The sequence below is a fragment of the Xanthomonas sp. XNM01 genome, from assembly GCF_014851915.1.
GTDB lineage: Bacteria > Pseudomonadota > Gammaproteobacteria > Xanthomonadales > Xanthomonadaceae > Pseudoxanthomonas.
In genome coordinates, this window is record NZ_JACVAP010000001.1 from 465,254 (window position 1) to 491,734 (window position 26,481).

The 26,481-nt window shown below is 70.8% G+C and carries 26 protein-coding genes; 19 read left to right on the forward strand and 7 right to left on the reverse strand.

Features of this window, described 5'->3' with window-relative positions:
- Nucleotides 1-19: 19 nt before the first annotated feature.
- The 4 genes from lpxA to IB242_RS02045 form a co-directional block, all read right to left on the reverse strand.
- Nucleotides 20-811, reverse strand: a complete 792-nt coding sequence (gene lpxA / locus IB242_RS02030) for an acyl-ACP--UDP-N-acetylglucosamine O-acyltransferase (RefSeq protein ID WP_192275525.1) — start codon at nucleotides 809-811, stop codon at nucleotides 20-22.
- A 16-nt stretch (nucleotides 812-827) separates the two neighbouring features.
- Nucleotides 828-1,286, reverse strand: coding sequence for a 3-hydroxyacyl-ACP dehydratase FabZ (gene fabZ, locus IB242_RS02035; RefSeq protein WP_192275526.1), 459 nt, complete (start codon nucleotides 1,284-1,286; stop codon nucleotides 828-830).
- Nucleotides 1,283-2,308, reverse strand: a complete 1,026-nt coding sequence (gene lpxD, locus IB242_RS02040; protein WP_192275527.1) for a UDP-3-O-(3-hydroxymyristoyl)glucosamine N-acyltransferase — start codon at nucleotides 2,306-2,308, stop codon at nucleotides 1,283-1,285. Before lpxD ends, fabZ begins: the two co-directional genes overlap by 4 nt.
- 137 nt (nucleotides 2,309-2,445) lie before the next feature.
- Nucleotides 2,446-2,970 (reverse strand): Smr/MutS family protein, encoded by a 525-nt coding sequence (locus tag IB242_RS02045; protein ID WP_192275528.1) that lies wholly within the window; start codon nucleotides 2,968-2,970, stop codon nucleotides 2,446-2,448.
- Between the two features lie 82 nt (nucleotides 2,971-3,052).
- Here IB242_RS02045 and surE point away from each other — a divergent pair, with 82 nt between their 5' ends.
- From surE to IB242_RS02065, 4 genes are all read left to right on the forward strand, one after another.
- Complete coding sequence (gene surE / locus IB242_RS02050; protein ID WP_192275529.1) at nucleotides 3,053-3,841, forward strand: 5'/3'-nucleotidase SurE; 789 nt, start codon at nucleotides 3,053-3,055, stop codon at nucleotides 3,839-3,841.
- Complete coding sequence (locus IB242_RS02055; RefSeq protein WP_192275530.1) at nucleotides 3,838-4,515, forward strand: protein-L-isoaspartate(D-aspartate) O-methyltransferase; 678 nt, start codon at nucleotides 3,838-3,840, stop codon at nucleotides 4,513-4,515. The genes surE and IB242_RS02055 overlap by 4 nt, the downstream gene beginning before the upstream one ends.
- Nucleotides 4,512-5,177 (forward strand): exopolysaccharide biosynthesis protein, encoded by a 666-nt coding sequence (locus IB242_RS02060; RefSeq protein WP_343237069.1) that lies wholly within the window; start codon nucleotides 4,512-4,514, stop codon nucleotides 5,175-5,177. The genes IB242_RS02055 and IB242_RS02060 overlap by 4 nt, the downstream gene beginning before the upstream one ends.
- A 119-nt stretch (nucleotides 5,178-5,296) precedes the next feature.
- Entirely contained in the window at nucleotides 5,297-6,082 is a 786-nt protein-coding gene (locus IB242_RS02065) for a peptidoglycan DD-metalloendopeptidase family protein (RefSeq protein WP_192275531.1), read from the forward strand.
- 867 nt (nucleotides 6,083-6,949) lie between these two features.
- Here the strand turns inward: IB242_RS02065 and IB242_RS02070 are convergent.
- Entirely contained in the window at nucleotides 6,950-7,336 is a 387-nt protein-coding gene (locus IB242_RS02070; protein WP_192275532.1) for an Mth938-like domain-containing protein, read from the reverse strand.
- A gap of 16 nt (nucleotides 7,337-7,352) precedes the next feature.
- Nucleotides 7,353-7,658, reverse strand: coding sequence for a ribosome assembly RNA-binding protein YhbY (yhbY, locus tag IB242_RS02075; RefSeq protein ID WP_192275533.1), 306 nt, complete (start codon nucleotides 7,656-7,658; stop codon nucleotides 7,353-7,355).
- A gap of 83 nt (nucleotides 7,659-7,741) precedes the next feature.
- On the opposite strand from yhbY, the gene rlmE reads away from it, so the two are divergent.
- The 11 genes from rlmE to IB242_RS02130 all read left to right on the forward strand — a co-directional run bounded on the left by rlmE (nucleotide 7,742) and on the right by IB242_RS02130 (nucleotide 18,745).
- Nucleotides 7,742-8,374 carry a 23S rRNA (uridine(2552)-2'-O)-methyltransferase RlmE gene (gene rlmE / locus IB242_RS02080; RefSeq protein WP_192275534.1) on the forward strand — a complete coding sequence of 211 codons (633 nt, stop codon included), beginning with the start codon at nucleotides 7,742-7,744 and terminating at the stop codon, nucleotides 8,372-8,374.
- A gap of 64 nt (nucleotides 8,375-8,438) precedes the next feature.
- Nucleotides 8,439-10,376 carry an ATP-dependent zinc metalloprotease FtsH gene (ftsH, locus tag IB242_RS02085; protein WP_192275535.1) on the forward strand — a complete coding sequence of 646 codons (1,938 nt, stop codon included), beginning with the start codon at nucleotides 8,439-8,441 and terminating at the stop codon, nucleotides 10,374-10,376.
- A gap of 20 nt (nucleotides 10,377-10,396) precedes the next feature.
- Entirely contained in the window at nucleotides 10,397-10,660 is a 264-nt protein-coding gene (locus IB242_RS02090) for a hypothetical protein (RefSeq protein ID WP_192275536.1), read from the forward strand.
- 64 nt (nucleotides 10,661-10,724) lie between these two features.
- Nucleotides 10,725-11,621: a dihydropteroate synthase gene (folP, locus tag IB242_RS02095; protein WP_192275537.1), complete on the forward strand. Its 897-nt coding sequence runs from the start codon at nucleotides 10,725-10,727 to the stop codon at nucleotides 11,619-11,621.
- 551 nt (nucleotides 11,622-12,172) lie between these two features.
- A complete protein-coding gene (locus IB242_RS02100) occupies nucleotides 12,173-13,594 on the forward strand; it encodes an amino acid permease (protein ID WP_192275538.1) in 1,422 nt (473 codons plus the stop codon).
- 25 nt (nucleotides 13,595-13,619) lie between these two features.
- Nucleotides 13,620-14,591, forward strand: a complete 972-nt coding sequence (miaA, locus tag IB242_RS02105; protein WP_192275539.1) for a tRNA (adenosine(37)-N6)-dimethylallyltransferase MiaA — start codon at nucleotides 13,620-13,622, stop codon at nucleotides 14,589-14,591.
- A gap of 61 nt (nucleotides 14,592-14,652) precedes the next feature.
- Nucleotides 14,653-14,940, forward strand: a complete 288-nt coding sequence (gene hfq, locus IB242_RS02110) for an RNA chaperone Hfq (RefSeq protein WP_192275540.1) — start codon at nucleotides 14,653-14,655, stop codon at nucleotides 14,938-14,940.
- On the forward strand, nucleotides 14,941-16,263 hold the full coding sequence (gene hflX, locus IB242_RS02115) for a ribosome rescue GTPase HflX (protein WP_192275541.1): 1,323 nt from the start codon (nucleotides 14,941-14,943) through the stop codon (nucleotides 16,261-16,263).
- Nucleotides 16,264-16,563: 300 nt separating this feature from the next.
- A complete protein-coding gene (hflK, locus tag IB242_RS02120) occupies nucleotides 16,564-17,694 on the forward strand; it encodes an FtsH protease activity modulator HflK (RefSeq protein ID WP_192275542.1) in 1,131 nt (376 codons plus the stop codon).
- Nucleotides 17,691-18,554 (forward strand): protease modulator HflC, encoded by an 864-nt coding sequence (gene hflC, locus IB242_RS02125; protein ID WP_192275543.1) that lies wholly within the window; start codon nucleotides 17,691-17,693, stop codon nucleotides 18,552-18,554. The genes hflK and hflC overlap by 4 nt, the downstream gene beginning before the upstream one ends.
- Nucleotides 18,554-18,745: a DUF2065 domain-containing protein gene (locus IB242_RS02130; RefSeq protein ID WP_192275544.1), complete on the forward strand. Its 192-nt coding sequence runs from the start codon at nucleotides 18,554-18,556 to the stop codon at nucleotides 18,743-18,745. Before hflC ends, IB242_RS02130 begins: the two co-directional genes overlap by 1 nt.
- A gap of 269 nt (nucleotides 18,746-19,014) precedes the next feature.
- Here the strand turns inward: IB242_RS02130 and IB242_RS02135 are convergent, their stop codons facing one another.
- Complete coding sequence (locus tag IB242_RS02135; protein ID WP_192275545.1) at nucleotides 19,015-19,893, reverse strand: PhzF family phenazine biosynthesis protein; 879 nt, start codon at nucleotides 19,891-19,893, stop codon at nucleotides 19,015-19,017.
- Between the two features lie 275 nt (nucleotides 19,894-20,168).
- Here IB242_RS02135 and IB242_RS02140 point away from each other — a divergent pair, with 275 nt between their 5' ends.
- The 4 genes from IB242_RS02140 (at nucleotide 20,169) to murD (ending at nucleotide 26,035) form a co-directional block, all read left to right on the forward strand.
- Nucleotides 20,169-22,781, forward strand: coding sequence for a bifunctional aspartate kinase/diaminopimelate decarboxylase (locus IB242_RS02140; protein WP_192275546.1), 2,613 nt, complete (start codon nucleotides 20,169-20,171; stop codon nucleotides 22,779-22,781).
- On the forward strand, nucleotides 22,765-23,217 hold the full coding sequence (locus IB242_RS02145) for a hypothetical protein (RefSeq protein WP_192275547.1): 453 nt from the start codon (nucleotides 22,765-22,767) through the stop codon (nucleotides 23,215-23,217). Before IB242_RS02140 ends, IB242_RS02145 begins: the two co-directional genes overlap by 17 nt.
- A gap of 87 nt (nucleotides 23,218-23,304) precedes the next feature.
- Entirely contained in the window at nucleotides 23,305-24,663 is a 1,359-nt protein-coding gene (gene murL, locus IB242_RS02150) for a UDP-N-acetyl-alpha-D-muramoyl-L-alanyl-L-glutamate epimerase (RefSeq protein WP_192275548.1), read from the forward strand.
- Nucleotides 24,644-26,035 carry a UDP-N-acetylmuramoyl-L-alanine--D-glutamate ligase gene (murD, locus tag IB242_RS02155; protein ID WP_192275549.1) on the forward strand — a complete coding sequence of 464 codons (1,392 nt, stop codon included), beginning with the start codon at nucleotides 24,644-24,646 and terminating at the stop codon, nucleotides 26,033-26,035. The genes murL and murD overlap by 20 nt, the downstream gene beginning before the upstream one ends.
- The last annotated feature ends 446 nt before the right edge of the window (nucleotides 26,036-26,481 follow it).

The window sequence follows — 26,481 nt, forward strand, 5'->3', positions numbered from 1 at the left end:
CCCGGGTGCAGCACCGCGCTCACCGCAGCAGGGGCCTTTCGCCGCCGTCGAGGAAGTCGACCAGCAGCTGCACGTCGGCGCTGCCCTTGGCCTGCTCGACCAGCTGTGCCTTGGCCTCGGCCAGCGGCAGGCCGGCGACGAACAGGGTGCGGTAGGCGCGCTTGATCAGGGTGATGCGCTCGGCATCGAAGCCGCGGCGCTTCAGGCCTTCGCTGTTGATGCCGCGCGGCCGGCCCAGCGAATTGCCACCGACCATGGTGTAGGGCGGCACGTCGCCGTTGGCCAGCGCGCCCATCGCCAGGAACGCATGCGCGCCGATCCGGCAGAACTGGTGCGCGCCGGCGAAGCCGCTGATGATCACGTAGTCGCCCACGGTGACGTGGCCGGCCAGGGTGGTGTTGTTGGAGAACACGCAGTGGTCGCCGACGATGCAGTCGTGCGCCACGTGGGTGTAGGCCAGCATCCAGTTGCCGTTGCCGATGCGGGTGATGCCGCCGCCGTTGCCGGTGCCGCGGTTGAGGGTGACGAACTCGCGGAACACGTTGTCGTCGCCGATCACCAGCTCGGTGCGCTCGCCGGCGTACTTCTTGTCCTGCGGCTCGCCGCCGACGGCGACATGGCCGATGAACCGGTTGCCGCGGCCGATCCTGGTCGGGCCTTGGAAACTGCAGTGCGGGCCGATCTCGCAGTCGTCGCCGATCTCCACGTCCGGGCCGATCAGGGTGAACGCGCCCACGCGCACGCCGCTGCCGAGGCGCGCGCCGGGATCGATCACGGCGGTGGGGTGGATCAACGGGGCGGTGTCGCTCATCGCGGCCTCCTTCCTGTTACTCGCGGGTACCGGCGCACAGCACTTCGGCGCAGGCGACGATCTCGCCGGCCACCTTGGCCTCGCCGTAGTAGACGGCCATGTTGCGGATCACGCGCTTGACCTGCACGTGCAGCTCCAGCACGTCGCCCGGGACGACCTGCTTGCTGAAGCGCGCGTTGTCCACCTTGACCATGTAGAACAGCTTGGACTGCGCGTCGCGACCCAGGCTCAGCTGGGTCAGCACGCCGCCGGCCTGGGCCAGCGCCTCGATGATCAGCACGCCGGGCATGATCGGCTGGGTCGGGAAATGCCCCTGGAAGAACGGCTCGTTGATGGTGACGTTCTTGTGCGCGACGATGCGCTTGCCTTCGATGTCCAGCTCCACCACGCGGTCCACCAGCAGGAACGGGTAGCGGTGGGGAATCAGGGTCTGGATGGTGGTGACGTCGATGGGCAACTGCACGGTATCGTTCATTCGGATCTGTCCTGGTGGGAGGCGTTGACGCGGCGCGCCAGCGCATCCAGCTGCTTGAACCGGGCGGCATTCCTGCGCCAGGTCCGGTTGTCGGTGAGGGGCGTTCCGGACGAGTACTCGCCCGGCGTGTGGATGGAGTGGGTGACCAGCGACATCGCGGTGATCATCACCTTGTCGCAGATCTCCAGATGGCCGAGCACGCCGGCCGCGCCGCCGATCAGGCAGTAGCGGCCGATCTTCGCGCTGCCGGCGGCGGCCGAGCAGCCGGCCATCGCGGTATGGGCGCCGATGCGCACGTTGTGGCCGATCTGGACCAGGTTGTCGATGCGGACGTCCTCCTCGAGGACGGTGTCGTCGAGCGCGCCGCGGTCGATGCAGCTGTTGGCGCCGATCTCGCAGTCGTCGCCGACCACCACGCCACCGAGCTGGGGCACGTTGACCCACTGGCCGGCGTCCATCGCCAGGCCGAAACCGGCGGCGCCGAGCACCGCGCCTGGCAGGATCCGCACCCGCTTGCCCAGGCGCACGCGCGCGACCAGGGTGACGCGGGCCTGCAGCTCGCACCCGGCATCGAGCGCGCAGTCCTCGCCGATCGTGCAGTGCGGGCCGACCACGCAGCCGGCGCCGATGCGGCTGCGCGCACCGATGCTGACGAACGGGCCGATGTGCGCGTCCGGCGAGACCTCGGCGGACGGATCGATCGCGGCGCTGGGGTGGATGCCGGGCGCACGTGCCGGCACACGCTCGAACAGCGCGCCGATGCGGGCGAAAGCCACGTACGGATCGCGTGCGATCAGTGCGGTGCCGCGCACGGACGCGGCGTCATCCGCGCGCACCACGACCACGCCGGCCTGGGTCGCGTCGAGCTGCGAGCGATAGCGCGGGTTGGCCAGGAATGCGAGCTGGGCCGGACCTGCGTTGGCCAGCGTGGCGACGCCCGCAACCGGCGTGTCGCCATCGCCCTGCAGCTGCAGGGAAAAGCGTTCGGCGAGGGTGCGGGCAGTGAAGGTCGGGGCATGCATGGGGTGCATTCTAGGCGCTGCCCCAGGCCCCGGGTAGGGCAGATCAGGAGGACACGTGTGCAGTGAGCGCGCCGTAGTGCGGGCGTCCGCGGTGTTTCGCCCGCCGATGCTGTCGTTGCGACACCCGGTCGTATCGCTCAGCGGTTGGCCAGCAATACGAGCAGGGCGCCGGTGCCGCCCTGCGTGGCTGGCGCGGAATGGAATGCCAGCACGTCCCCGCGCTGGCGCAGCACGCGGTCGACCAGATTCTTCAGCACCGGCACGCCGGTTTCCGCGCCCGCGCCCTTGCCGTGGATGATGCGCACGCAGCCGATGCCGGCGTCCACCGCTTCGGCGATGAAACGCGCCAGCAGCAGCTCGGCCTGCAGTGCGCTGGCGCCATGCAGGTCCAGCTCGTCGAGCGCGGAGAACTGGCCGCGCCGCAGCCGCTGCCAGGCCTGGGCGGACAGGCGGTCGCGACGGAAACTGCTGATGTCGCCGCGTTGCAGGACGTCGCCGTCCGCGCCGGCGAGCGGGGTGCCGGCAGGGGCCTGGACCACGCTGTCGCGACGCAGCGCCGGACGCGGGCGCGGGCGTGCCGGCGGCGCCTCGGCATCGGTGCGCAGCGGCGCCACCTTGCCGATCGCGTCACGGAACAGCGCGGCGTCGTCGTCGTCGATCATGCGCACAGGGTAGCGTCCGCGTGCAGCGGCGCAACCGGCACTGGACGCATCCGGTATCATGCCCGGGTTTTCGAGGAAGCCCATGCGCGTACTGGTCAGCAACGACGACGGCGTGGATGCCCCCGGCATCCGCATCCTGGCGGAGCATCTGCGTGATGCCGGTCACGAGGTCTATGTGGTCGCGCCCGATCGCGACCGCTCGGGCGCCAGCAATTCGCTGACCCTGGATCTGCCGATCCGGGTCAAGCGGATCGATCACTACACCTGCTCGGTGGCCGGCACGCCGACCGACTGCGTGCACCTGGCGCTGACCGGCATGTTCGAGTTCGATCCGGACATCGTGGTCTCCGGCATCAACAACACCGCCAATCTCGGCGACGACGTGATCTATTCGGGCACGGTGTCGGCGGCGATGGAGGGGCGCTTTCTCGGGCTGCCCGCGGTGGCGGTGTCGCTGGCCACGCGCAATCACGACGCGCAGCATTACGAGACCGCCGCGCGTGCCGCGGTGGAGATCGTCGCGCGGCTCAAGGCCGATCCGCTGCCGGCCGACACGATCCTGAACGTCAACGTGCCCGACCTGGCCTGGGGCGATGTCCTCGGCTTCGAGGTGACCCGGCTCGGCAACCGCCATCGGTCCGAACCCTGCATCCCGCAGTCCGACCCGCGCGGCCGCACCGTCTACTGGATCGGCCCGGCCGGCCCGGAGCAGGACGCCGGCCCCGGCACCGACTTCCATGCCGTGCGCACCGGGCACATCGCGATCACCCCGATCCACGTCGACCTGACCCGCTACCAGGCGTTGGAGAAGGTCGCCGGCTGGGTCGGCGGGCTGAGCGCCGCACTGGCCCGGGACGGAGGCGGGGCGTGACGCCGCGGCTGCGGCTGCAGCCGGCGGCGATGGGTGTCGGGATGACCTCGCAGCGCGTCCGCGACCGCCTGGTCGAGCGCCTGCGCGAAGCCGGCATCGCCGACGAGCGCGTGCTGGCGGTGATGGGCGCGGTGCCGCGGCATCTGTTCGTCGACGAGGCGCTGGCGATGCGCGCCTACGAGGACACCGCGCTGCCGATCGGCTTCGGCCAGACCATCTCCCAGCCCTGGGTGGTGGCGCGCATGACCGAGGTGCTGCTGCAGAACGCGCCGTCGAAGGTGCTGGAGATCGGCACCGGCTCGGGCTACCAGGGCGCGGTGCTGGCGGCGCTGGGGCTGGAGGTCTACACGGTCGAGCGCATCGGCGATCTGCTGCGGCAGGCGCGCAAGCGCTTCCGCACGCTGGGCATGAACGTGCGCAGCAAGCACGACGATGGCCGCGTCGGCTGGGCCGAGCACGGTCCGTTCGACGGCATCCTGGTCACTGCCGCCGCGGCCGCGTTGGTGCCGGCCCTGGTCGAGCAGCTGCGCCCCGGTGGCCAGTTGATCGCGCCGGTCGGCGGCAGCCAGCAGCAGAGCCTGATCCGGCTCGTTCGCCGCGAGGATGGCGGCGTCGACGAGACGCACCTGGCGCCCGTCACCTTCGTCCCGCTCCTGTCCGGAATGATCGATTGAACCAGAAGATGTCCGAGCCGACTTCCCGTTCCGCCGCGCCCGAGGCGGTCCCGCTGGGCGACCAGATCGCGCAGGTCATCGACCAGCTGCCCGAGGACCACCTGACCCTGGGCGAACTGCTGGACGCGTTCGGTGACGAGGGCCTGCTGCTGCTGACCATCATGCTGACCCTGGTCTTCATGATTCCGGTCTCCATCCCCGGCGTGAGCACGGTGTTCGGCGCGGCGATCCTGCTGGTCGGCATCAGCCGCCTGTCCGGCCGCCCGCTGTGGCTGCCGCGCCGGCTCAAGGAGCGCCCGCTGCCGGCGGCCAAGCTGCGTCCGGGCCTGGCCGGCGGCATGACCTGGGTGCGCCGGCTCGAGAAGGTCGCCCGTCCGTACCGGCTGCGCGTGCTGGTCGACGGCCGCCTGCAGGACATCATCAACAACCTGTGCTTCATCCTGGCCGCGCTGCTGCTGATGGCGCCTTTCGGCTTCATTCCGTTCAGCAATACGATCCCGGGACTGGCGCTGCTGCTGTACGCGATCGGCCTGATCCAGCGCGACGGCGGCGCGGTGCTGCTCGGTCACCTGGCCAACATCGGCACGATGGTCTACTTCAGCATCCTGATCGGCGGTGGTGGCGTGGCCGTGCACGGCCTGCTGCAGCGGATCGGCGGTTGATGGCGCTCCGCGCGGATGCCGGGTTGGCATCCGTTCGGACGCGACGTCGCACACTCGGGCTGCACACGATGCGCCCACCCGCCCTGGATCGGGGCGGGCCATGGATACGAGGAGCGGGAATGACGGAGACGAGGCGGATCGGGCCGGCGGGCCTGGCACTGGTGGGATTGCTGGCGCTGGTGCTGGCCGCCTGCAGCAGTACGGTGACCCGGACTCCGGCTGCCAGCGGCGCATCGCCATCGGCCGGATCCGGCAATGCCGGCAGCGTGGTCGTCCAGCGCGGCGATACCCTGTATTCGATCGCGCGCCGGCACGGGCAGCAGGTGGCCGATGTCGCCCGCTGGAACCGGCTGCAACCGCCTTACACCATCTATCCCGGGCAGCGGCTGACGCTGTCCGGCAGCGGCCAGGCCGCGACCGCGGCGCGGCCCGCGCCGACCGCCGGCAGTACACCTGCAGCCCGGCCGGCCGCGCCCGCAGCCACTCCGCCCAGGCCTGCGACGCCGGCTCCCGCGCCCGCGCCTGCGAGCAGCGGTTTCGCCTGGCGCTGGCCGGCGGAAGGCGTGCTGATCAACGGCTTCGTCGCCGGCGACAACACGCGGCAGGGCATCGACATCGGTGGCAACAGCGGGCAGGCGGTCAACGCCGCTGCCGATGGCGTCGTCGTCTACTCGGGGGCCGGTCTGGTCGGCTACGGCGAGCTGATCATCGTCAAGCACAACGAGCAGTGGCTGTCGGCGTACGGGCACAACCGCAAGCGTTTGGTCAACGAGGGCCAGAACGTGAAGGCGGGCCAGCAGATCGCGGAGATGGGGCGGACCGGAGCTGCCCGCGACATGCTGCACTTCGAGATCCGCCATAACGGCAAGCCGGTGGATCCTCTGCCTTACCTGCCCAAGCGCTGATCCAGCCGCGCTGCCGCTTGCCAGCGGATGCTTCGCCTGGCGCAGCGCCCCGGGGCCGTCGGCGCCCGATGCGGTGGATCGTCGCCGGCGGCGCCGACCCGGTCGCCACGACGGACGTGAGCTTCCTCGCCTTGCCTGCCGAGGCGCCGATCTGGCCATGTGGCCGTTCACCGGCGTGTTCCCATCCAATCGCTGTGCCTGACGTGCCAGCCACGCCGGCCTGCGATGCCGCCCGGTGGCGCCGCTGCGCGGGTGGGCGCCGATGGCTCCCGATCGCGGGGCCGCCGGAGAAGAGTGCCGTGGAGGCCGATGAACCTCCGCTCCGGCGCATGCTCGGTTCGACCGGGCGTGTGCGGGGAGTGCAGTGCGTGACCGCAAGATCGCCGGTGTTGCCGATCGCATGCTGGGCGCTGCCGGGCCATGCGGCTGCACTGATTCCGCCGGAGGCGGCGCGAGCCGTCTTCGATGAGGCACGTGCCGTTTGCACACGCGACGACAGCCAGCTGTTGGGGCGCTTCCCTGTGTGTGCCGATCATGCTGGCGGACCCGGGCAGCCGCGTGCTCGTGGCCAGCGTCGCCGATGCCGGATTGCCGGTGGAGCGCGACGGCGTGCTCGTCGGCCGGCTGTCCGGCGAGCAGATGATGGCCAACACCGCATTCGGACTGGTCCGGTACGCGCTGGGGCAGCTCATGTGGCCGCTGCCGGAGGATCCGGGCTTCAGTGTGCTGCCGCCGACGTCCTGCGCTCGGTCCATCGGCCCGCGACATCACGGGGCGGCAGGGAATCCACACGACGCGACGAGCGTGACCGCCGGGGCGGATCACCTGCGGGCAGTGTCCCTGAAGGGGCGAGCGCTGCCGCGGGCGTCAGCCGTCCGGGGTTTCCAGCAGGAGGATCACCAGCGCACGCCGGCCTTCGCCGGCCAGCACGTTGAAGGTGCGCGCGGCGGCTGCGTTGTCCATCACCTCGATGCCGATGCCGCGGCTCAGGCAGGCGGCCATGACGGCGGGGGCAGGAAAGACCTGGCGGTCGCCGGTGCCGAGCACGATCAGCTCCGGACCCAGCGCGAGCAGGGGTGCCAGATGGTCGGGGGCGAGGGTGCTGGCCGACGATGGCCCATCCCAGTCCTCGATCAACTGGTTGGGCGAGACGGCGAAGCTGCGTTGAAGCACCCGGTCGTTGACCCGTGCCTGGCGCCCGTCGGCACCGCGGAGCACGTAGCTGTAATCGGGGCGTTCCTCGCTCAACTGCACGACGGCATCCTGCGCTTCAGGCCCGCGGCAGCACGATCTGGCGCTTGTCGCGGCCGGGGCGGTACAGGGTCGCGGTGTGGCCGATGCGCTGGACCAGGGCCGCGTCGCTGCCGGAGGCCAGCTCGGCGATCATCGCGTCGCGGGCTTCGCGGTCCTCGGCACCGACCTTCACCTTGACCAGCTCGTGGCGCTCCAGCAGCTGGTCCAGCTCGGCCAGCAGCGACGGCGTGATGCCCTTGCCGCCGACCTGCATCAGCGCCTTCAGATCGTGGGCCTGGCCGCGCAGGAAGCGGTTCTGGGCAGAGGTCAGGACAACGGGCATCGGGTGCGGGCCGGGTGAAATGGCGGATCAGGGTATCATGGCCGGCCATCTCCCCGCCGCGGGTCGCGCCCGCGGGAACCCCCATGGCCTCCCGCAGCAAGAGCAGCCACCGCTGGCTCCGCGAACACTTCGCCGATCCCTATGTGAAGAAGGCCCAGGCCGAGGGCCTGCGCTCGCGCGCGGCCTACAAGCTGGAGGAGCTGATCGAGCGCGACCGCCTGCTCAAGCCGGGCATGGCCGTGGTCGACCTCGGCGCTGCCCCGGGAGGCTGGTCGCAGTACGTCCGCCAGGCCCTGGGCGACAGCGGCCGGGTCATCGCCCTGGACATCCTGGAGATGCCGCCGCTGGCTGGGGTGGACTTCCTTCATGGGGATTTCAGGGAGGATGCCGTCCTATCGGAGCTGGAAGCCCGTCTGGACGGCCAGCAGGTCGACCTTGTGCTTTCGGACATGGCACCCAATATGAGTGGCGTGGACGCGGTCGACCAGCCGCGTGCGATGCATCTGGCGGAGCTGGCGATGGAGTTCGCCGACGCCCATCTGCGCCCCGGTGGCGCCTTCCTGATCAAGCTGTTCCAGGGAGTGGGCTTCGACGATTACGTGCGCGAGCTGCGCCGGCGCTACGAGCGGGTGGTCATCCGCAAGCCGGCGGCGTCGCGCAAGCGCTCGCCCGAGGTCTATGCCCTGGGGCAGGGCAAGCGTGCCCAGATCAAGTAAGCTCGACCCGTCCGGCCAGGCCGGGACACCATAGAAAAGAAGAGGAAGCACCGGAGCGATGAGGATGAACGACTTGACCAAGAATCTGCTGCTCTGGGTGGTGGTCGCCGTCGTACTGATGGTCGTGTTCCAGAGCTTCTCGCCGCGCGGCGCGACGACCTCGACCGGCGAAGCGCCGACCTACACGCGCTTCCTGCAGGATGTCGAATCCGGTCGCATCCGTTCGGTGGTGATCACCGACGAGAGCACGCTGACCAGCAACGTCATCCGCTATCGCCGCAGCGACGGCACCGAAGGCCAGGTGGTCGGTCCGATCGACCTCAAGCTGACCGACCAGCTGCTGGGCAAGAACATCGAAGTCACCCGCGAGCCGCCCAAAACCGGCCCGGGCTTCTGGGGCATCGTCCTGAACTTCCTGCCGGTGCTGCTGCTGATCGGCTTCTGGATCTTCATGATGCGGCAGATGCAGGGCGGCGGTGGCGGCGCGAAGGGCGCGATGTCCTTCGGCAAGTCGCGCGCCAAGCTGCAGGGCGAGGACCAGGTGAAAGTCACCTTCGCCGACGTCGCCGGCTGCGACGAGGCCAAGGAGGAAGTCGGCGAGCTGGTCGAGTTCCTGCGCGATCCTTCCAAGTTCCAGAAGCTGGGCGGCAAGATTCCGCGCGGCGTGCTGATGGTCGGCCAGCCCGGCACCGGCAAGACGCTGCTGGCCAAGGCCATCGCCGGCGAGGCCAAGGTCCCGTTCTTCTCGATCTCCGGTTCGGACTTCGTCGAGATGTTCGTCGGCGTCGGCGCCAGCCGCGTGCGCGACATGTTCGAGCAGGCCAAGAAGCACGCGCCGTGCATCATCTTCATCGACGAGATCGACGCCGTCGGCCGCCATCGCGGTGCCGGCCTGGGCGGCGGTCATGACGAGCGCGAGCAGACCCTGAACCAGCTGCTGGTCGAGATGGACGGCTTCGAGGGGGGCGAGGGCGTGATCGTCATCGCCGCCACCAACCGTCCCGACGTGCTCGACCCGGCGCTGCTGCGTCCGGGCCGCTTCGACCGCCAGGTCGTGGTCGGCCTGCCCGACGTGAAGGGCCGCGAGCAGATCCTGCGTGTGCACATGCGCAAGCTGCCGCTGGCCGACGACGTGGAGCCGATGGTGATCGCGCGCGGTACCCCGGGCTTCTCGGGCGCCGACCTGGCCAACCTCTGCAACGAGGCGGCCCTGTTCGCCGCGCGCGGCAACGAGAAGGAGGTCCGCATGGACCACTTCGACCGGGCCCGCGACAAGATCCTGATGGGCGCCGAGCGCCGCTCGATGGCGATGAGCGAGGACGAGAAGACACTGACCGCCTACCACGAGGCCGGCCACGCCATCGTCGGCCGCCTCGTCCCCGAGCACGACCCGGTCTACAAGGTCACGATCATTCCGCGCGGCCGCGCGCTGGGCGTGACGATGTACCTGCCCGAAGGCGACCGGTACTCGATGAACCGCGTGGCGATCGAGTCGCAGCTGTGCTCGCTGTATGGCGGCCGCGTCGCAGAGGAGCTGATCTTCGGCGAGGACAAGGTCACCACCGGCGCCTCCAACGACATCGAGCGCGCCACCAAGATGGCGCGCAACATGGTCACCAAGTGGGGCCTGAGCGACGAGATGGGGCCGATCGCCTATGGCGAGGAAGAGGACGAGGTGTTCCTCGGCCGCTCGGTCACCCAGCACAAGAACGTATCCGACGCGACCGCCCGCCGGATCGACGAGGTGGTGCGCTCGATCCTGGACAAGGCCTACGCCAGGACCAAGGCCTTGCTGACCGAGAACAGCGACAAGCTGCATGCGATGTCGCAGCTGCTGCTGCAGTACGAGACCATCGACGCGCCGCAGATCGACGCGATCATGGAAGGCCGCGAGCCGCCGCCGCCGATGGGCTGGAACAAGTCCGGCAAGGGCGGTGACCAGAGTGGAGGTGGCGACCCGCGCCCGCTGCCGCCGGTCGGTGGCCCCGCCACCCAGAGCTGACCGCTCGGCTGGCTGCAGGCATGCCCGACCATGAGCACCAGGCGCCACCCCGTGGCGCCGGCTATTACGTCCGCAATCCGTGGCGCAACCGCGCCACGGCTGGTTTCGCGGCCGCATCCTCGCTGCTGACCTTCACTGCGCTGTTCTACGCATTCGGTGCGCTGCCGCTGCTGCTGGTGGTGCCCTGCGTGCTGCTGGCCGTCGCCGCGTTCGGCTTCGGCCTGTACGCACGCCATCGCGCCGCACGCCAGGATGCAGCGCTGTTCCGCGAACTGGGTCGCTAGCAGCACCGCGTCGCGCCGTCGCGACGCTTCCAGACCGCCGTGCACGCGGCAGGGGAGTGAGAGCATGTTCGACCTGTCGCCGCAGCTGGACTGCAACGGCCGCCGCCTGGTGCTGGATCGCCCCCGGGTGATGGGCATCGTCAACGTCACCCCCGATTCGTTCTCCGACGGCGGCGCGCACGATACGGTCGCCGCCGCGGTGGCCCATGGCCTGCGGCTGGTCGCCGAAGGGGCGGACATCCTCGACATCGGTGGCGAATCGACCCGTCCCGGTGCCGAAGCGGTGCCGCTGGACGAGGAGCTGCGGCGGGTGCTGCCGGTGATCGAGGCCCTTGCAGGGCAGATCGCGGTGCCGATCAGCATCGATACCTGCAAGCCCGAGGTCATGCGCGCCGCGGTGCAGGCCGGTGCCGGCATGGTCAACGACATCCAGGCGCTGCGCGCGCCCGGCGCGCTGGAGGCGGTGGCCGATCTGCGCGTGCCGGTGGTGCTGATGCACATGCAGGGCGAGCCCGGCTCGATGCAGGCCGCGCCACAGTACGACGACGTGGTCGCCGAGGTGCACCGGTTCCTGGCCGAGCGGATCTTCGCGGCGGAACTGGCCGGGATCGAAAAGAAGCGGATCGTGGTCGATCCCGGTTTCGGCTTCGGCAAGTCCACCGGGCACAACATGACCCTGCTGGCCGGCCTGGAACGTATCGGCGAGCTCGGCGTGCCGGTGCTCGCCGGTCTGTCGCGCAAGCGCAGCCTGGGCGAGCTGACCGGACGCGAGGTGCCGGCCGAGCGCGTCGCGGCGTCGGTGGCCGCGCATCTGGTCGCCGTGCAGCGCGGTGCGCGGATCGTGCGCGTGCACGACGTGGCCGCTACCGTCGATGCGATGAAGGTCTGGGCGGCCATCGAGGCGGTACCCGCTCCGCGGCGCGATGCGGCGCCCGCGATCCGCTGGCCGGACGAGACCTGAGGCGTCCGCCCGGCCTGTTGGGCGGCATGAGCGTCCAGCCTCCGCAACGAGGCGGCCCGGCATCGGTTTTTCTTCACCCGTCGTCGCGTTTGCCGCCGATCCGGCGGGCGTCGCGTGCCGGACAAGGTTCGCGCACAGGCGCATGAGCGCGCCCGCGTGCCCGTGCCCGCAAGCTGTTGCGTCAGGTGCACGCAGCGGCCTCGCGCTGTCGTCATGTATGACGGCGGTAAAGGCCGCATCGATGTGTGCCGTGGCTGTTCACCATGGCGGGCGCTGCGTTCGCGCGACACCTGCGGCAGGTTGGGCAATGTCCGCCACGAGGTCCGCGACGGGCAGTGCCCTTGATGCTTTGGCCGCCGAGGCGGCCATCGCATCAGGATCCCGGCGCGACGAGGCATCGCGTACGGGCGCGGCCCGATGCGCGGCGTGGCGCGGCCTGCGCCACTGCGATGCGGGGAGCGAGCCCCGCCTGCGTCGGCTGCGGCGGCGCACATCGCAATGGCCGGAGCGATGCCCCACACTGTGCGCCTTTCATCTCCGGCGGGACTCCCATGCAGGCATGGCAGCGGCGCAAGAACATCGATCTGATCACCGTGCACGAGGAGGGGCGGCGGCTGGTGCCGACCCTCAGCTGGCCGCATCTGGTGGCGCTGGGTATCGGCGCGATCGTGGGTACCGGCATCTACACGCTGATCGGCGTCGGCGCCAATCTGGCCGGCCCGGCCGTCCTGCTGTCCTTCATCATCGCCGGCGTGGTCTGCGCCTGTGCGGCGCTGGCCTACGCCGAGATGTCGACGATGATGCCGGCCGCCGGCAGCGCCTACACCTACAGCTACGCGGTGCTCGGTGAGGGCGTCGCCTGGATCGTCGGCTGGAGCCTGATCCTCGAGTATTCGCTGGTGGTCAGCGCGGTGGCGGTGGGCTGGTCCGGCTCGGTGGTGGAGTTCCTGGCCGGCATCGGCCTGCAGCTGCCGCAGGCGATCGCGGTGGGCCCGCATGCCGGCGGCGTGATCAACCTGCCGGCGGTGCTGATCACCTTCGTCGTGGCCGGGCTGCTGGTGGTCGGGACGAGGGAGAGCGCAACGCTCAACGCGGTGCTGGTGGTGGTCAAGGTGGTGGCGCTGGCGGTGTTCGTGGCCATCGCGCTCCCGCATTTCGATGCGGCCAACCTCGATCCGTTCATGCCCTACGGCTTCGCCAAGAGCATGGATGCCGGAGGTGCCGAGCGCGGCGTGATGGCTGCGGCGGCGATCATCTTCTTCGCGTTCTACGGTTTCGATGCGATCTCCACCGCCGCCGAGGAAACGAAGAACCCCAAGCGCGACCTGTCGATCGGCATCATCGGCTCGATGGTCGGCTGCACCGTGATCTATCTGCTGGTCGCGCTGGCCGCGGTCGGCGCGATGAGCTACATGGTGTTCGCGCAGAGCCCGGCGCCGCTGGCGCTGATCATGCGCGAACTGGGACAGGGCACCGCCGCCGGCATCGTCTCCGGCGCGGCGGTGGTCGCGCTGCCGACCGTGCTGCTGGCGTTCTTCTACGGGCAGAGCCGCATCTTCTTCGTGATGTCGCGCGATGGGCTGCTGCCGCGCGGCCTGTCCAAGGTCAATCCGCGCAGCGGGACGCCGGTGGCGATCACCCTGTTCACCGCGGTGCTGGTCGCTGCGCTGGCGGGCGTGGCGCGGCTGGACGAGATCGCCGCGCTCGCCAACGCCGGCACCCTGGCCGCGTTCACCGCGGTGTCGGTGTGCCTGCTGGTGCTGCGCCGGCGCGACCCGCAGCGCCCGCGCGTGTTCCGCACGCCGCTGGCCTGGGTCGTGGGGCCGGTGGCGATCCTCGGCTGCACCTACCTGTTCCTGAGTCTGCCGCAGAAGACCCAGCTGTGGTTCCTGGCCTGGAACGTGCTCGGCGTGCTGGTGTACCTGGTCTATTCGCGCCGCAACAGCGTGCTCGGGCGCGGCAGGGACGCGTGACCGCACAGGCCATCCGGACACGCTGATGGCGATCGACCTCCGGCCGCCGGTCATCGCGGTGATGGGCCCGACCGCGTCGGGCAAGACCGCGTTCGCCATCGCGCTGGCGCAGCGGTTCGGCGGCGAGATCGTCAGCGTCGATTCGGCGCTGGTCTATCGCGGGCTGGACATCGGCGCGGCCAAGCCGGACCTGGCCGAGCGCGCCGGCGTGCCGCACCACCTGCTGGACCTGCGCGCGCCCTGGCAGCCGTACTCGGCGGCGGAGTTCGCCGCCGATGCGCGCGCTGCGATCGACGACATCCTCGCCCGTGGCCGCCTGCCGATCCTGGCCGGCGGTACCGGACTGTATTTCCAGGCGCTGCTGCGCGGGCTGTCGCCGATGCCGGCGGCCGATCCGGCATTGCGCGAGGTGCTGGCCGCGGAGGCCGCGGCGCGCGGCTGGCCGGCGATGCACGCCGAGCTGGCCGGAATCGATCCGGCTGCCGCCACCCGTATCGGCCCGAACGATCCGCAGCGGATCCAGCGGGCGCTGGAGGTGTACCGGCTCAGCGGCGAGACGATCAGTGCCTGGCAGCGTCGGCCGCCACCGCCGCGTCCGCCATGGCGGGTCCTGCCGCTGGTACTGGCCCCGCGCGAGCGCGCGGTGCTGCACGAGCGGATCGCCCGCCGCTTCGACCTGATGCTCGCCGCGGGCTTCCTCGACGAGGTCCGCCGCCTGCGCGCGCTGCCCGGCCTTCAGGCGGTGGCGCGGCCGCTGGACCTGCCGGCGCTGCGTGCGGTCGGCTACCGCCAGGCCTGGGAACACCTGGACGGCGCCTTCGACGCCGCGCAGCTGCGCGACCGCGGCATCTTCGCCACCCGCCAGCTGGCCAAGCGCCAGATCACCTGGCTGCGCGGCGAACTCGATGCGCGCTGGTTCGACCCGGTGCACGACGCGGACCGGCTGCGGGATGCGGTCGGGGCCTTCCTGCCGGCGGGCCGGGCCGGCCTTGTGTAACATGCTCCCAACGGGCGGGGAACGGCCCGGATGGACCAATAACAATAAGCGGGGAAACCACATGTCCAAGGGGCAATCGCTGCAGGATCCTTTTCTGAACGCACTGCGTCGCGAGCGCGTGCCGGTGTCGGTCTACCTGGTCAACGGGATCAAGCTGCAGGGCACGATCGAATCGTTCGACCAGTTCGTGGTGCTGCTGCGCAGCACCGTCAGCCAGATGGTCTACAAGCACGCCATTTCCACGGTGGTACCGTCGCGCAACGTCAAGGTGGGTCCGGGAGGCGGCTACGTGCAGCAGCCCGGCGAGGCCGGCCACGACGACGACGGGCAAGACGAAGCGGAGTCCTGATTGTTCGAACGTTCGCGCAAGGGTGAACATGCCCTGCTGATCCAGCCCTACTCGGGCGGTGCACTGGCCGAGGATGTGCTGGAGGAGTTCGCCGACCTGGCCCGCTCCGCCGGTGCCACCATCGCGGCGACATTGACCGCGCGGATCGACAAGCCCAACCCGGCGCTGCTGATCGGCACCGGCAAGCTGGAAGAAGTGCGGGCCGCGGCCGACGCTACCGGCGCCGACCTGATCCTGGTCAACCATCCACTCAGCCCCGGCCAGGAACGCAACCTGGAGCGCGAGCTGCAGCGCCGGGTGGTCGACCGCACCGGCCTGATCCTGGACATCTTCGCCCAGCGCGCCCGCAGCCACGACGGCAAGCTGCAGGTCGAACTGGCCCAGCTCAAGCACATGGCCACGCGCCTGGTGCGTGGCTGGACCCACCTGGAACGCCAGCGCGGCGGCGCCATCGGCCTGCGCGGCCCCGGCGAAACCCAGCTGGAAACCGACCGCCGTCTGTTGCAGAAGCGTCTTGAGCAGCTGCAGCGCCGGCTGGACAAGGTCGAGGTGCAGCGCACCCAGATGCGCCGCGCCCGCGTGCGCAGCGAGCTGCCGCGCGTGGCCCTGGTCGGCTACACCAATGCCGGCAAATCGACCCTGTTCAATGCGCTGACCGGCGCAGACGCCTACGCGGCCGACCAGCTGTTCGCCACGCTGGACCCGACCGTGCGCCGGATCACCCTGCCGGGCGGTGGCGTGGTTCTGGCCGATACGGTCGGCTTCGTCCGCGACCTGCCGCACGAACTGGTTGCCGCGTTCCGCTCGACCCTGAGCGAGGCGCGCGAGGCCGACCTGCTGCTGCATGTGATCGATGCCGCCGATCCGCAGCGCGAGGACCGCATCGCCCAGGTGGACGAGGTGCTGACCGAGATCGGCGCCGGCGACCTGCCGCAGCTGCTGGTGTTCAACAAGATCGACCGGATCGAGGGCGCCGAACCGCGCCACGACCACAGCGAGGCGGCGGCCGACGAGCCCGGCCACCACGAGCGGGTCTGGCTGTCGGCCCGCGACGGCCGCGGCCTGGAACTGCTGCAGGCCGCGCTGGCCCGGCGGCTGGATTTCCAGCGAGCCTTCGGCGAACTGCGCCTGCCGCCGGGTGCCGGCCGCCTGCGCGCGCGCCTGCACGAGGCCGGCGCCGTCCAGTCCGAGACCGCGGACGAGGAGGGCTGGCTGCTGCAGATCGACATGCCGCTGGGCGAGGCCGAGCGGATCGCCGCCGGTCCCGGCGGGGTGTATCTGCAGGACCTGCTGCCGCCGGTCGAGCCGGACGAGTGGGCCTGACCGGCCCGGGCACCCGGCGGCGGGGCTGCGCCGTTCCTGCGCACGGCCGCGGCCACTGAGCCGGGCCGGGCGCGCATCGCCGCATTCGGGGGCTGCCTGGCGCCGCCCGGCAGTGCCGCCGGCCTGCGCCGCGGGATCGGAGAGCGGTCATTTGGCAGGTGCGTGGCCGATGTCGCCGATGTCGATGCCGGCCCGCCCCTTGTCGGGGCGGCAGGGCGTCCCCATCAGTTAGAATCGGGCTTCTGCCGCCGCATGCAGCGTTTTGCTGCGTCCGGCCGGACCCGCAACCACGGAGTGTGCATGGCCTGGAATACCCCCGGGAAGGGTGGGGACTCCCCCGACAACAATGGACGCAACCCCTGGCCGCCGCGGCGGCCCTCGTCTGGCGGCAACAACAACGGGCTGGGTGACGCGTTCGAGAACCTGCGCCGCCAGTTCGGCGGTGGCAACGGTGGCGGGATCTTCCGCTGGGTGCTGCTGGGCGTGGCCCTGCTGGTCCTGCTGAGCAGCTTCCAGCTGATCGGCGAACAGCAGCGTGGCGTGGTCCTGCGCTTCGGCGAGTTCGCCCGCGTGATGCAGCCCGGTCCGAACCTGAAGTTCCCGTGGCCGATCGAGCGCGTGGTCAAGGTCAATGCGACCCAGATCAAGACCTTCAGCAACACCGTGCTGGTCCTGACCCGCGACGAGAACATCGTCAACGTGACGCTGAACGTGCAGTACCGGGTCGGCGACCCGCGCCTGTACCTGTTCGGTTCGCGCGATGCCGATCGCGTGCTCGAGCAGGTCGCGCAGAGCGTGATCCGCGAACAGGTCGGCCGCGCCAACCTCGATACCGTGCTCGGTGCGCGTGGGCCCCTGTCGGTCAGCGCCTCCGAGCAGCTGCAGGCTTCGCTGGACGCCTATCGCACCGGCCTGGTCGTGACCGAGGTCAACCTGCAGGACGCGCGTCCGCCGGAGGAGGTCAAGCCGGCCTTCGACGAGGTCAACAGCGCCCAGCAGATCAAGGACCAGCTGATCAACGAGGCCCGTGCCTACGCCGCCAAGGTGGTGCCGGAGTCGCGAGGCGAGGCCGCACGCCGCCGCACCGTGGCCGAGGGCTACAAGGCCGCCAAGGTCGCCCAGGCAGAGGGTGATGTCGCCCGCTTCAGCCTGCTGCGCGACGAGCACCGCAACGCGCCGGAAGTCACCCGCAAGCGCCTGTGGCTGGAGACGGTGCAGGACGTGCTGGCCCGCAACCGCAAGGTGGTCGGCGGCGACGAGCGCCAGCTGATCTACGTGCCGATGGGATCGTCCGGCGGTGCCAGTGCGCCGTTGCCAGCACCGCCGACCGGGGCCGCCATCGCGCCCGAGACGGTGCTGCCGGCGATCGAGAATGCGAGCGAGCCGGTGCGCGCCACCGGCCGCACCGGGCGTGAGGAGGTGTCCCGATGAAGTACCCGGCAATCGTTGCAGCGGCCGTGGCCGTGCTGCTGGGCCTGCTCGGCTCGGTCTACGTGGTGCGCGAGGACCAGGTCGGCCTGGTCCTGAACCTGGGTCGCGTGGCCCGGACCGACATCGGCCCCGGCCTGCATTTCAAGGTGCCGCTGGTCGAGACCGCGCGCGTGTTCGACCGCCGTTTCAGCCTGGTCGATTTCTCGCCGGAGCGTTACCTGACCTCCGAGCGCAAGGACGTCAGCGTCGACTTCGTGGCCATCGGCTACATCGACGACGTGCGGGCGTTCTACCGTGCCACCGGTGGCGACGAGACCGCCGCCAGCGACCGCCTGGCGCCGATCATCAAGGACTCGCTGCGCAACGAGATCAACGCCCGTACCCTGACCCAGCTGGTGTCGGGCGACCGCGCCGAAGTCATCGCCACGCAGCTGGAGGGCATCAACCGCGGTGCCGCCACGCTGGGCATGCGCATCGTCGACATCCGGCTCAAGCAGATCGACCTGCCCACCGACAGCGACGTGATCAAGCAGGTCTACGACCGCATGCGCGCCGAGCGCAAGCAGGTCGCCAGCGCCCTGCGCGCAGAAGGCGAGGAGCAGGCACGGACCGTGCGTGCCCAGGCCGACCGCGACCAGGCGGTGATCGTGGCCGAGGCCGAGCGCGATGCGCAGCGCCTGCGCGGTGAAGGCGATGCCGAGGCTGCGCGCCTGTACGGGCAGTCGGCCAGCGCCGACCCGGCGTTCTACGCGTTCTATCGCAGCCTGGAGGCCTATCGCAGTTCGTTCGCCGATGGCCAGGGCGTGATCGTGCTCGACAAGGACGACCCGTTCCTGCAGTACCTCAAGAGCGATCGCTGATGCCGGGCGAGCTGGTCTCGGCGCTGTGCCTGGTGGCGGTGATCGAGGGGCTGGTCCTGTTCGCGCTGCCGGGGCTGTGGCGGCAGACGATGCAGCAGCTCGGCACGCTGCCCTCGCAGCGGCTGCGCCAGTTCGGCGGCCTGGTGATGGTCGCCGGTCTGGCCCTGCTGTGGTGGGTGCGGATGGGCTGAGTCCATCGACGCCCTGCACGCTGTCCATGAGAGCCCCGTCGGCTGCTGCCGGTGGGGCTTTTTTTTGGCTGCGCGGGTGGGAGGGCTGTCGCGGCTGTGGCCGCTCCTACAGAGATGGGGCAGGTCGTTGCAGGAGGCCGCTTGAGGCCGACCGCCATGCGTGGCGAGGCGTTGGTGGTGTCGGTAGATGGCTGTCGTGGCTGGGGCCGCTCCTACGGGAGCGGTGCGGGTCGTTGCAGGAGGCCGCCTAAGGCCGACCGCCACTCGACTCAGGTCCAGTCGATCTCCCCGCGGATCACGGTGACCACCTGGCCGCCCGACCAGACCTCGCCATCGGCGTCGACCCGCATGTCCAGACGCGCGTCGTGGCCGACTTCGCGGCCCTGGCTGACCCGGTAGCGTCCGTCCGCGCCTGGGAGGGCATCGCGCAGCTGCAGCCAGGCGGCGAGCACCGCGTTGGCCGCGCCGGAGGCCGCGTCCTCGAACACCGCCGGGCCACCGACCAGGGCGCGTGCGGCCACCTGGTAATCGCTGCCGTGGCAGCGCGCCCAGGCCAGCACGCCCATGCTGTCGGTGCCGCGGGCCAGCGTGCAGATGGCATCCCAGTCCGGCTGCGCGGCGCGCAGGCTGGCTTCGTCGCGGGCCTCGGCCACCCACCAGCGCCGGCCGCCATCCATCAGCGCCGGAGGCAGCGCGCCCATCGGCAGCCAGTCCAGGGCCTCGGCCATCCGGCTGCCGCGGGCATCGGCGGTCTCGACCAGTCGCGCGCGCGGGGTGCGGATGGCGATGCTGCGGCGTCCGTCGGCGACATCCACACGCAGCGGCAGGAGGCCGGCGATGCCCTCCTGCACCAGCAGGCCGTCGCGCGGTGTGGCCAGGCCCGCGTCCAGCACCGCATGCGCGGTGCCGACGCTGGGGTGGCCCGCGAACGGCACCTCGCGCTTGGGGCTGAACATGCGGATCGCGTGGGTCGCTTCCGGGCGCGTGGCCGGGAAGACGAAGGTGGTCTCCGGCAGCCGCGTCCAGCGGGCGATGGCCTGCATCGCCGCATCGTCGAGGCCGCGGGCATCGAGCACCACGGCCAGCGGATTGCCGGCGCCGGGGCGGTCGGCGAACACGTCCACCTGGACGAAGGGGCGTGGAGACATGGGGGCGATCCTGCGCGGGAAAGCGCGGAGCTTAGCAACCACACCGCACCTGGATCATGCGCGGTCGATGACAGCGGCGCGTCCGCTGGCCGGCGCCCGGAACCGGCCGTCAGCGGGCACCCGGCCGGCGCCGTCGATGAACGGTCGGGCCTGCGCGCCCGACCGGTCCGCAAGCGTGGCAGCGCGGCCGGGACGGCGGGTGATTTCCGCTAGAATCGACCGTTCATGCCCGATGGTCGGGTGGTCCCCAGGCAGACATGTCCGCAGCTTCGTCCGTGCAAGCGCCCGCCTCCGGCGGGTGGATCGTCCTCAAGTTCGGTGGCACCTCGGTGTCGCGTCGTCATCGCTGGGACACGATCGGCAAACTGGCGAACAAACGTGCGGACGAAACCGGTGCGCGGGTGCTGGTGGTGGTGTCGGCGCTGTCGGGCGTCACCAACGAACTGACCGCGATCGCCGATGGCACGGACGACAGCGCCCGGCGCGTGGCCGCGCTCGAGCAGCGCCACCGCGACTTCCTGGCCGAGCTCGACCTGGATGCCGATGCGGTGCTGGGCGAACGCCTGGCGGCGCTGCGCGGCCTGCTGACCGACCCGCGCGCGGCGACGCGCCCGCTGGACTGGCAGGCGGAAGTGCTGGGGCAGGGCGAGCTGCTGTCGTCCACCATCGGTGCGGCCTACCTGCACGCGAGCGGCCTGGACATCGGCTGGATCGATTCGCGCGACTGGATCTGCGCGATGCCGCCGCAGGACGACCAGAGCCCGTGGTCGCAGCGGCTGTCGGTGAACTGCCAGTGGCAGTCCGATGCCGCGTGGCGGGCACGCTTCGACGCGCAGCCGAGCCGGTTCCTGATCGGCCAGGGCTTCATCGCGCGTCATGCCGACGGCGGCACCGCGATCCTCGGCCGCGGTGGCTCCGATACCTCGGCCGCGTACTTCGGTGCGCTGCTCGGTGCGGCGCGCGTGGAGATCTGGACCGACGTGCCAGGCATGTTCAGCGCCAACCCGCGCGAGGTGCCGGATGCGCGCCTGCTGACCCGGCTCGGTTACGCCGAGGCGCAGGAAATCGCCACCACCGGCGCCAAGGTGCTGCACCCGCGCTCGATCAAGCCCTGCCGCGACGCCGGCGTGCCGATGGCGATCCTCGATACCGAGCGGCCCGACCTGCCCGGCACCTCGATCGACCGCAGCGCGGCCACCGTGCCCGGCGTCAAGGCGCTCAGCCGACGCAACGGCGTGGTGCTGGTGTCGGTGGAGGACATCGGCATGTGGCAGCAGGTCGGCTACCTGGCCGAGGTGTTCGCGCTGTTCCGCAAGCACGGCCTGTCCGTCGACATGATCGGTACCTCGCAGACCAATGTGACCGTGTCGCTGGACCCCAGCGAGAACCTGCTCAACGACGACGTGCTGTCGGCGCTGGCCGCCGACCTGGAGAAGATCGGCCGGGTCAAGGTGATCGTGCAGTGCGCGGCCATCACCCTGGTCGGCCGCGGCATGCGCTCGCTGCTGCACCGGCTGTCGGACGTGTGGGCCGCGTTCGGCCACGAGCGCGTGCACATGATCTCGCAGTCGTCCAACGACCTGAACCTGACCTTCGTCATCGATGAAGCCGACGCGGACGGCCTGCTGCCGACGCTGCACGCCGCGCTGATCGACGGTGGCGCGATGCCGGTGCTGGAGAACGAGGTGTTCGGTCCGCGCTGGCGCGACATCAACGGCAGCGTGCGTCCGCGGCAGCAGCCGTGGTGGCAGCAGCCGGCCGAGCGCGCGCGCCTGCTGGCCAGCGCGGGGACCGGCACGCCGCGCTACGTCTACCACCTGCCGACCGTGCGCGAGCGTGCACGCTCGCTGGCCGCCATCCCGGCGGTCGACCGGCGCTACTACGCGATCAAGGCCAACCCGCACGCGGCGCTCCTGCGCACGATGGTCGAGGAAGGCTTCGGCCTGGAGTGCGTGTCGCTGGGCGAGCTGCGCCACGTGTTCGCGTCCGTGCCGGGCATGGATCCGGCGCGGGTGCTGTTCACCCCCAGCTTCGCGCCGCGCAACGAGTACGCCGAGGCGTTCGCGCTGGGCGTCACCGTCACCGTCGACAACGTCGAGGCCCTGCGGCGCTGGCCGGAGATCTTCCGCGGTCGCCAGATCTGGGTGCGGATCGACCTGGGCCACGGCGATGGCCACCACGAGAAGGTCAACACCGGCGGCAAGGCGTCCAAGTTCGGCCTGTCGGTCGCGCGCGTGGACGAATTCGTCGATGCCGCGCGCGCGCTGGACGTCGCCATCGTCGGCCTGCACGCGCACCTGGGCAGCGGCGTGGAAACCGCCGGCCACTGGCGCCTGATGTGCGACGAACTGGCCGGCTTCGCCCGCCGCATCGGCAGCGTCGGCATCATCGACATCGGTGGCGGCCTGCCGATCCCGTATACCGCCGACGACGAACCGTTCGACCTCGAGGCCTGGGCCGCCGGCCTCGCCGACGTGCGCGCGGTGCACCCGGCGTTCCAGCTGGCGATCGAGCCTGGCCGCTTCCTGGTGGCCGAATCCGGCGTGCTGCTCTGCAACGCCAGCCAGGTGGTCGAGAAGGACGGTGTGCTGCGCGTCGGCCTGGATGCCGGCATGCATACGCTGATCCGCCCGGCGCTGTACGACGCCTGGCACGACATCGCCAACCTCAGCCGTCTCGACGAGGCCGCCGATGGCGTATTCGACGTGGTCGGCCCGATCTGCGAATCCAGCGACGTGTTCGGCAAGCGCCGGCGCCTGCCGGCCACGACCACTCCCGACGACGTGATCCTGATCGCCGATGCCGGCGCGTACGGCTACTCGATGGCCAACACCTACAACCACCGCGCGCTGCCGGCCGAGGATGTGCTCGATGCCGCCGCGGATTGAGTTCGCGCTGGTGGCAGGCAGCCTCGCCGTCGTCCTGGCGATGGTCGGGCTGTGGCTGATGGTGCGCAGGGAGTTCGGCGAGATGCTGGGGCTGGTCGCGCCTGCGGCGGGTATCGCCGCGGCGCTGTCGGCGCTGTGGACCGGGGGCTGGCGCCTGTTCGTCGGCTGTCGCCGGCGCTACTGGCCGACGATCGGCCTGGCGTTCTTCACCGTGCTGGTGGCGATGGCGCTGTTCGTGCTGGCGGTCGCGCTGCAGGCGTGGTTCCAGTTGCCCGAGGGGCCGGTTTCCGGCCGGCTGCTGCGTGCGCTCGACAACGGCGCGCTCCTGGGCTTCTTCGCGCTGGTGATCGGCGGAGTGCCCGCGTGGCTGCTGATGCTGCCGGTCTCCACCCGGTACCTGCGCCTCCAGCGTCTGCGGCTGGAGCCCGCCCGATGAGCGCATCGGGCCGCTCGCCGGCTGTCCGTTCTTCCTGCCGTCGCCACCGCGCCCGGCTCAATCCTGTTCGTGCGGAGTCCTGAGTGCATGTTCAAGCGTGACGCCATCACCACCTTCCGTTTCGTGCGCTGCACGTTCGACCCGCAGGACGGCGTGGCGCGTCTGGTCTATGCCTTCGACGACGGCCCCGAGCTGGTCGAGACGGTCACCATTCCCGGCGCGCCGTTCGTGCTGGACGGCGCGCGCGCCGTCGCGGTGCAGCGTGCGCTGCGCCTGCTGCATCTGATCGCCGGCGTCAGCTACTACAAGGCCGCGGTGCCGCCGACCATCGTCATCGAGGGCGAGGGCATCGACGCGGCCACCGCCGCGCTGGCCGAGCAGGTCTACCTCAACGGCCTGGGCGAGTTCGCCTACCGCAACGGACTGGACCTGCACGGCCGGATCCGCTTTCCGGTCGCCGACGTGATGCCTGGCGAAGGCGATGGCGCGCCGGTGCTGGGCCTGGATGCACGCGCGCTGGTCGCCATCGGTGGCGGCAAGGATTCGCTGGTCAGCATCGAGGCCCTGCGCGCCGCGGGCGTCGAGCAGACCGTCACCTGGATCGGCGGTTCGCAGCTGATCCGCACCTGCGCCGAGCGCACCGGCCTGGCGACGCTCAACATCGGCCGCGCGCTGGCGCCGGAGCTGTTCGAGATCAACCGCCAGGGCGCGTACAACGGCCACATCCCGGTGACCGCGGTGAACTCGGCCATCCTGGTGCTGGCCGCGGTGCTGACCAATGCCGGCCAGGTGGTGTTCTCCAACGAGCGTTCGGCCAGCTACGGCAGCATCATCCCAGGCACCGGCGAGGTGAACCACCAGTGGTCGAAGGGCTGGGCGTTCGAGCAGGCCTTCGGCGCGCATGTCGAGCGCAGCGTCGCCGCCGACCTGCACTACTACTCGCTGCTGCGCCCGCTGTCGGAGCTGGCGGTGGCGCGGCAGTTCGCGCGCACCGATCATTACGACGCGCATTTCTCCAGCTGCAACCGCAACTTCCACATCCTCGGCGAGAAACCGGCGCAGCGCTGGTGCGGGCTGTGCCCGAAGTGCCACTTCGTGTTCTTGGCGCTGGCGCCGTTCATGCCCAAGCCGCGGCTGGTGCGCATCTTCGGCCGCAACCTGCTGGACGACATCGCGCTGGCGCCGGGCTTCGATGCCTTGCTGGAGTTCCAGGATCACAAGCCGTTCGAATGCGTTGGCGAAGGCCGGGAATCGCGTACCGCCATGGCGCTGCTGGCCGCGCGTGCCGACTGGCGCGAGGACGCGCTGGTGGCGCGCTTCGTGCGCGAGATCCAGCCGCAGCTGGACCCGGCCGAACTGGCGCTGGAGCCGCTGCTGGAGATCGTCGGCGAGCATCGCGTCCCGGCCGCGGTCTGGGAGCGGATCGGTGCGCGTTTCGCAGCTTGATGGCCTGCGGGTCGCACTGTGGGGCTGGGGCCGCGAGGGCCGCGCCGCCTGGCGTGCGATCCGCGCGCAGCTGCCGCAGCTGCCGCTGACCCTGTTCTGCAACGCGAGCGAGGCCGCCGATGCGGCCGCGCTCGGCGATGCCTGGCTGAGCACGCGCGAGCAGGTCGATGCGCAGGCGCTGTCGGGGTTCGACGTGGTGATCAAGTCGCCCGGCATCAGTCCGTACTCGCCCGAGGCGCTGGCCGCCGCGCAGGCCGGCACGCGTTTCATCGGCGGCACCACGCTGTGGTTCGCCGAGCATCCGCACGCGCGCACCGTCTGCGTCACCGGCACCAAGGGCAAGAGCACCACCACCGCCTTGCTCGCGCATCTGCTGCGCGCGGGCGGGCACCGCACCGCACTGGCCGGCAACATCGGCCTGCCGCTGCTGGAGCTGGACCAGCTGCCCCCGGCCGAGCTGCATGCGATCGAACTGTCCAGCTACCAGACCGGCGATGTCGCCGCCTCCGGCGTGCATCCGCACGTGGCTGTGGTGCTGAACCTGTTCCCCGAGCATCTGGACTGGCACGGCAGCGAGCAGCGCTACATCGAGGACAAGCTCAAGCTGGTCACCGCCGCCGCGCCGCGCATCGCCGTGCTCAATGCCGACGACCCGCACCTGGCGCAGCTGCAGCTGCCGCACAGCACGGTGATCTGGTTCAACCGGTCCGAGGGCTGGCACATGCGCGGCGAGGTCGTGCACCGCGGCGAGCTGGCCGTGTTCGACACCCGCGACACGCCGCTGCCCGGCCGCCACAACCGCGGCAACCTGTGCGCGGTGCTGGCTGCGATCGAGGCGCTGGGCCTGGATGCGGTGTCGCTGGCACCGGCCGTGCAGAGCTTCCGGCCGCTGCCCAACCGCCTGCAGCGCATCGGCACGCGCGATGGCGTCACCTGGGTCAACGACTCGATCAGTACCACGCCCCACGCCAGCCTCGCCGCGCTGGACTGCTTCGCCGGGCGCCGCATCGCACTGCTGGTCGGCGGTCACGACCGCGGCCTGGACTGGAGCGACTTCGTCCTGCACATGACCCACGACACGCCGCCGCTGGAGATCGTGACGATGGGCGCCAACGGCCCGCGCATCCATGCGCTGCTGCAGCCGCTGGCCGAGGCCGGCCGCTTCGGCCTGCACGCCGCCGCCGATCTGCCGCAGGCGATGCGGCTGGCCCGCGATGCGCTGGGCGAGGAGGGCGGCATCGTCCTGCTGTCGCCCGGCGCCCCCAGCTTCGGCGCCTACCGCGACTACGTCGAACGCGGCCGCCACTTCGCCAGCCTGGCCGGCTTCGACCCCGACGCGATCAGCGCGATCCCCGGCCTGGGCGTCGCCTGACCCCGTAGGAAGGGCCACAGCCCCGACCACCCTCCCACCGCCGCGGCGGATGCATGAGGGCAGGTGCGGCCACTGCATGCTCCAACATGGCGGTCGGCCTCGAGCGGCCTCCTACGGATTAGGCCAAGCACGTGGTCGGCCACGGCCATCCGTGGTCACGGCAACCGTGCGGCTCCACGTCCGCCGTAGGAGGGGCCACAGTCCCGACCACCCTCCCACCGCCGCGGCGGATGCATGAAGGCAGGTGCGGCCACTGCATGCTCCGACATGGTCGGCCTCGAGCGGCCTCCTACGGATTAGGCTAAGTACGTGGTCGGCCACGGCCACCGGCGGTCACGGCAACCGTGCGACGCCACATCCGCCGTAGGAGGGGCCACAGCCCCGACCACTCTCCCACCGCCACGGCGGATGCATGAAGGCAGGTACGGTCGCTGCGTGCCCCGACA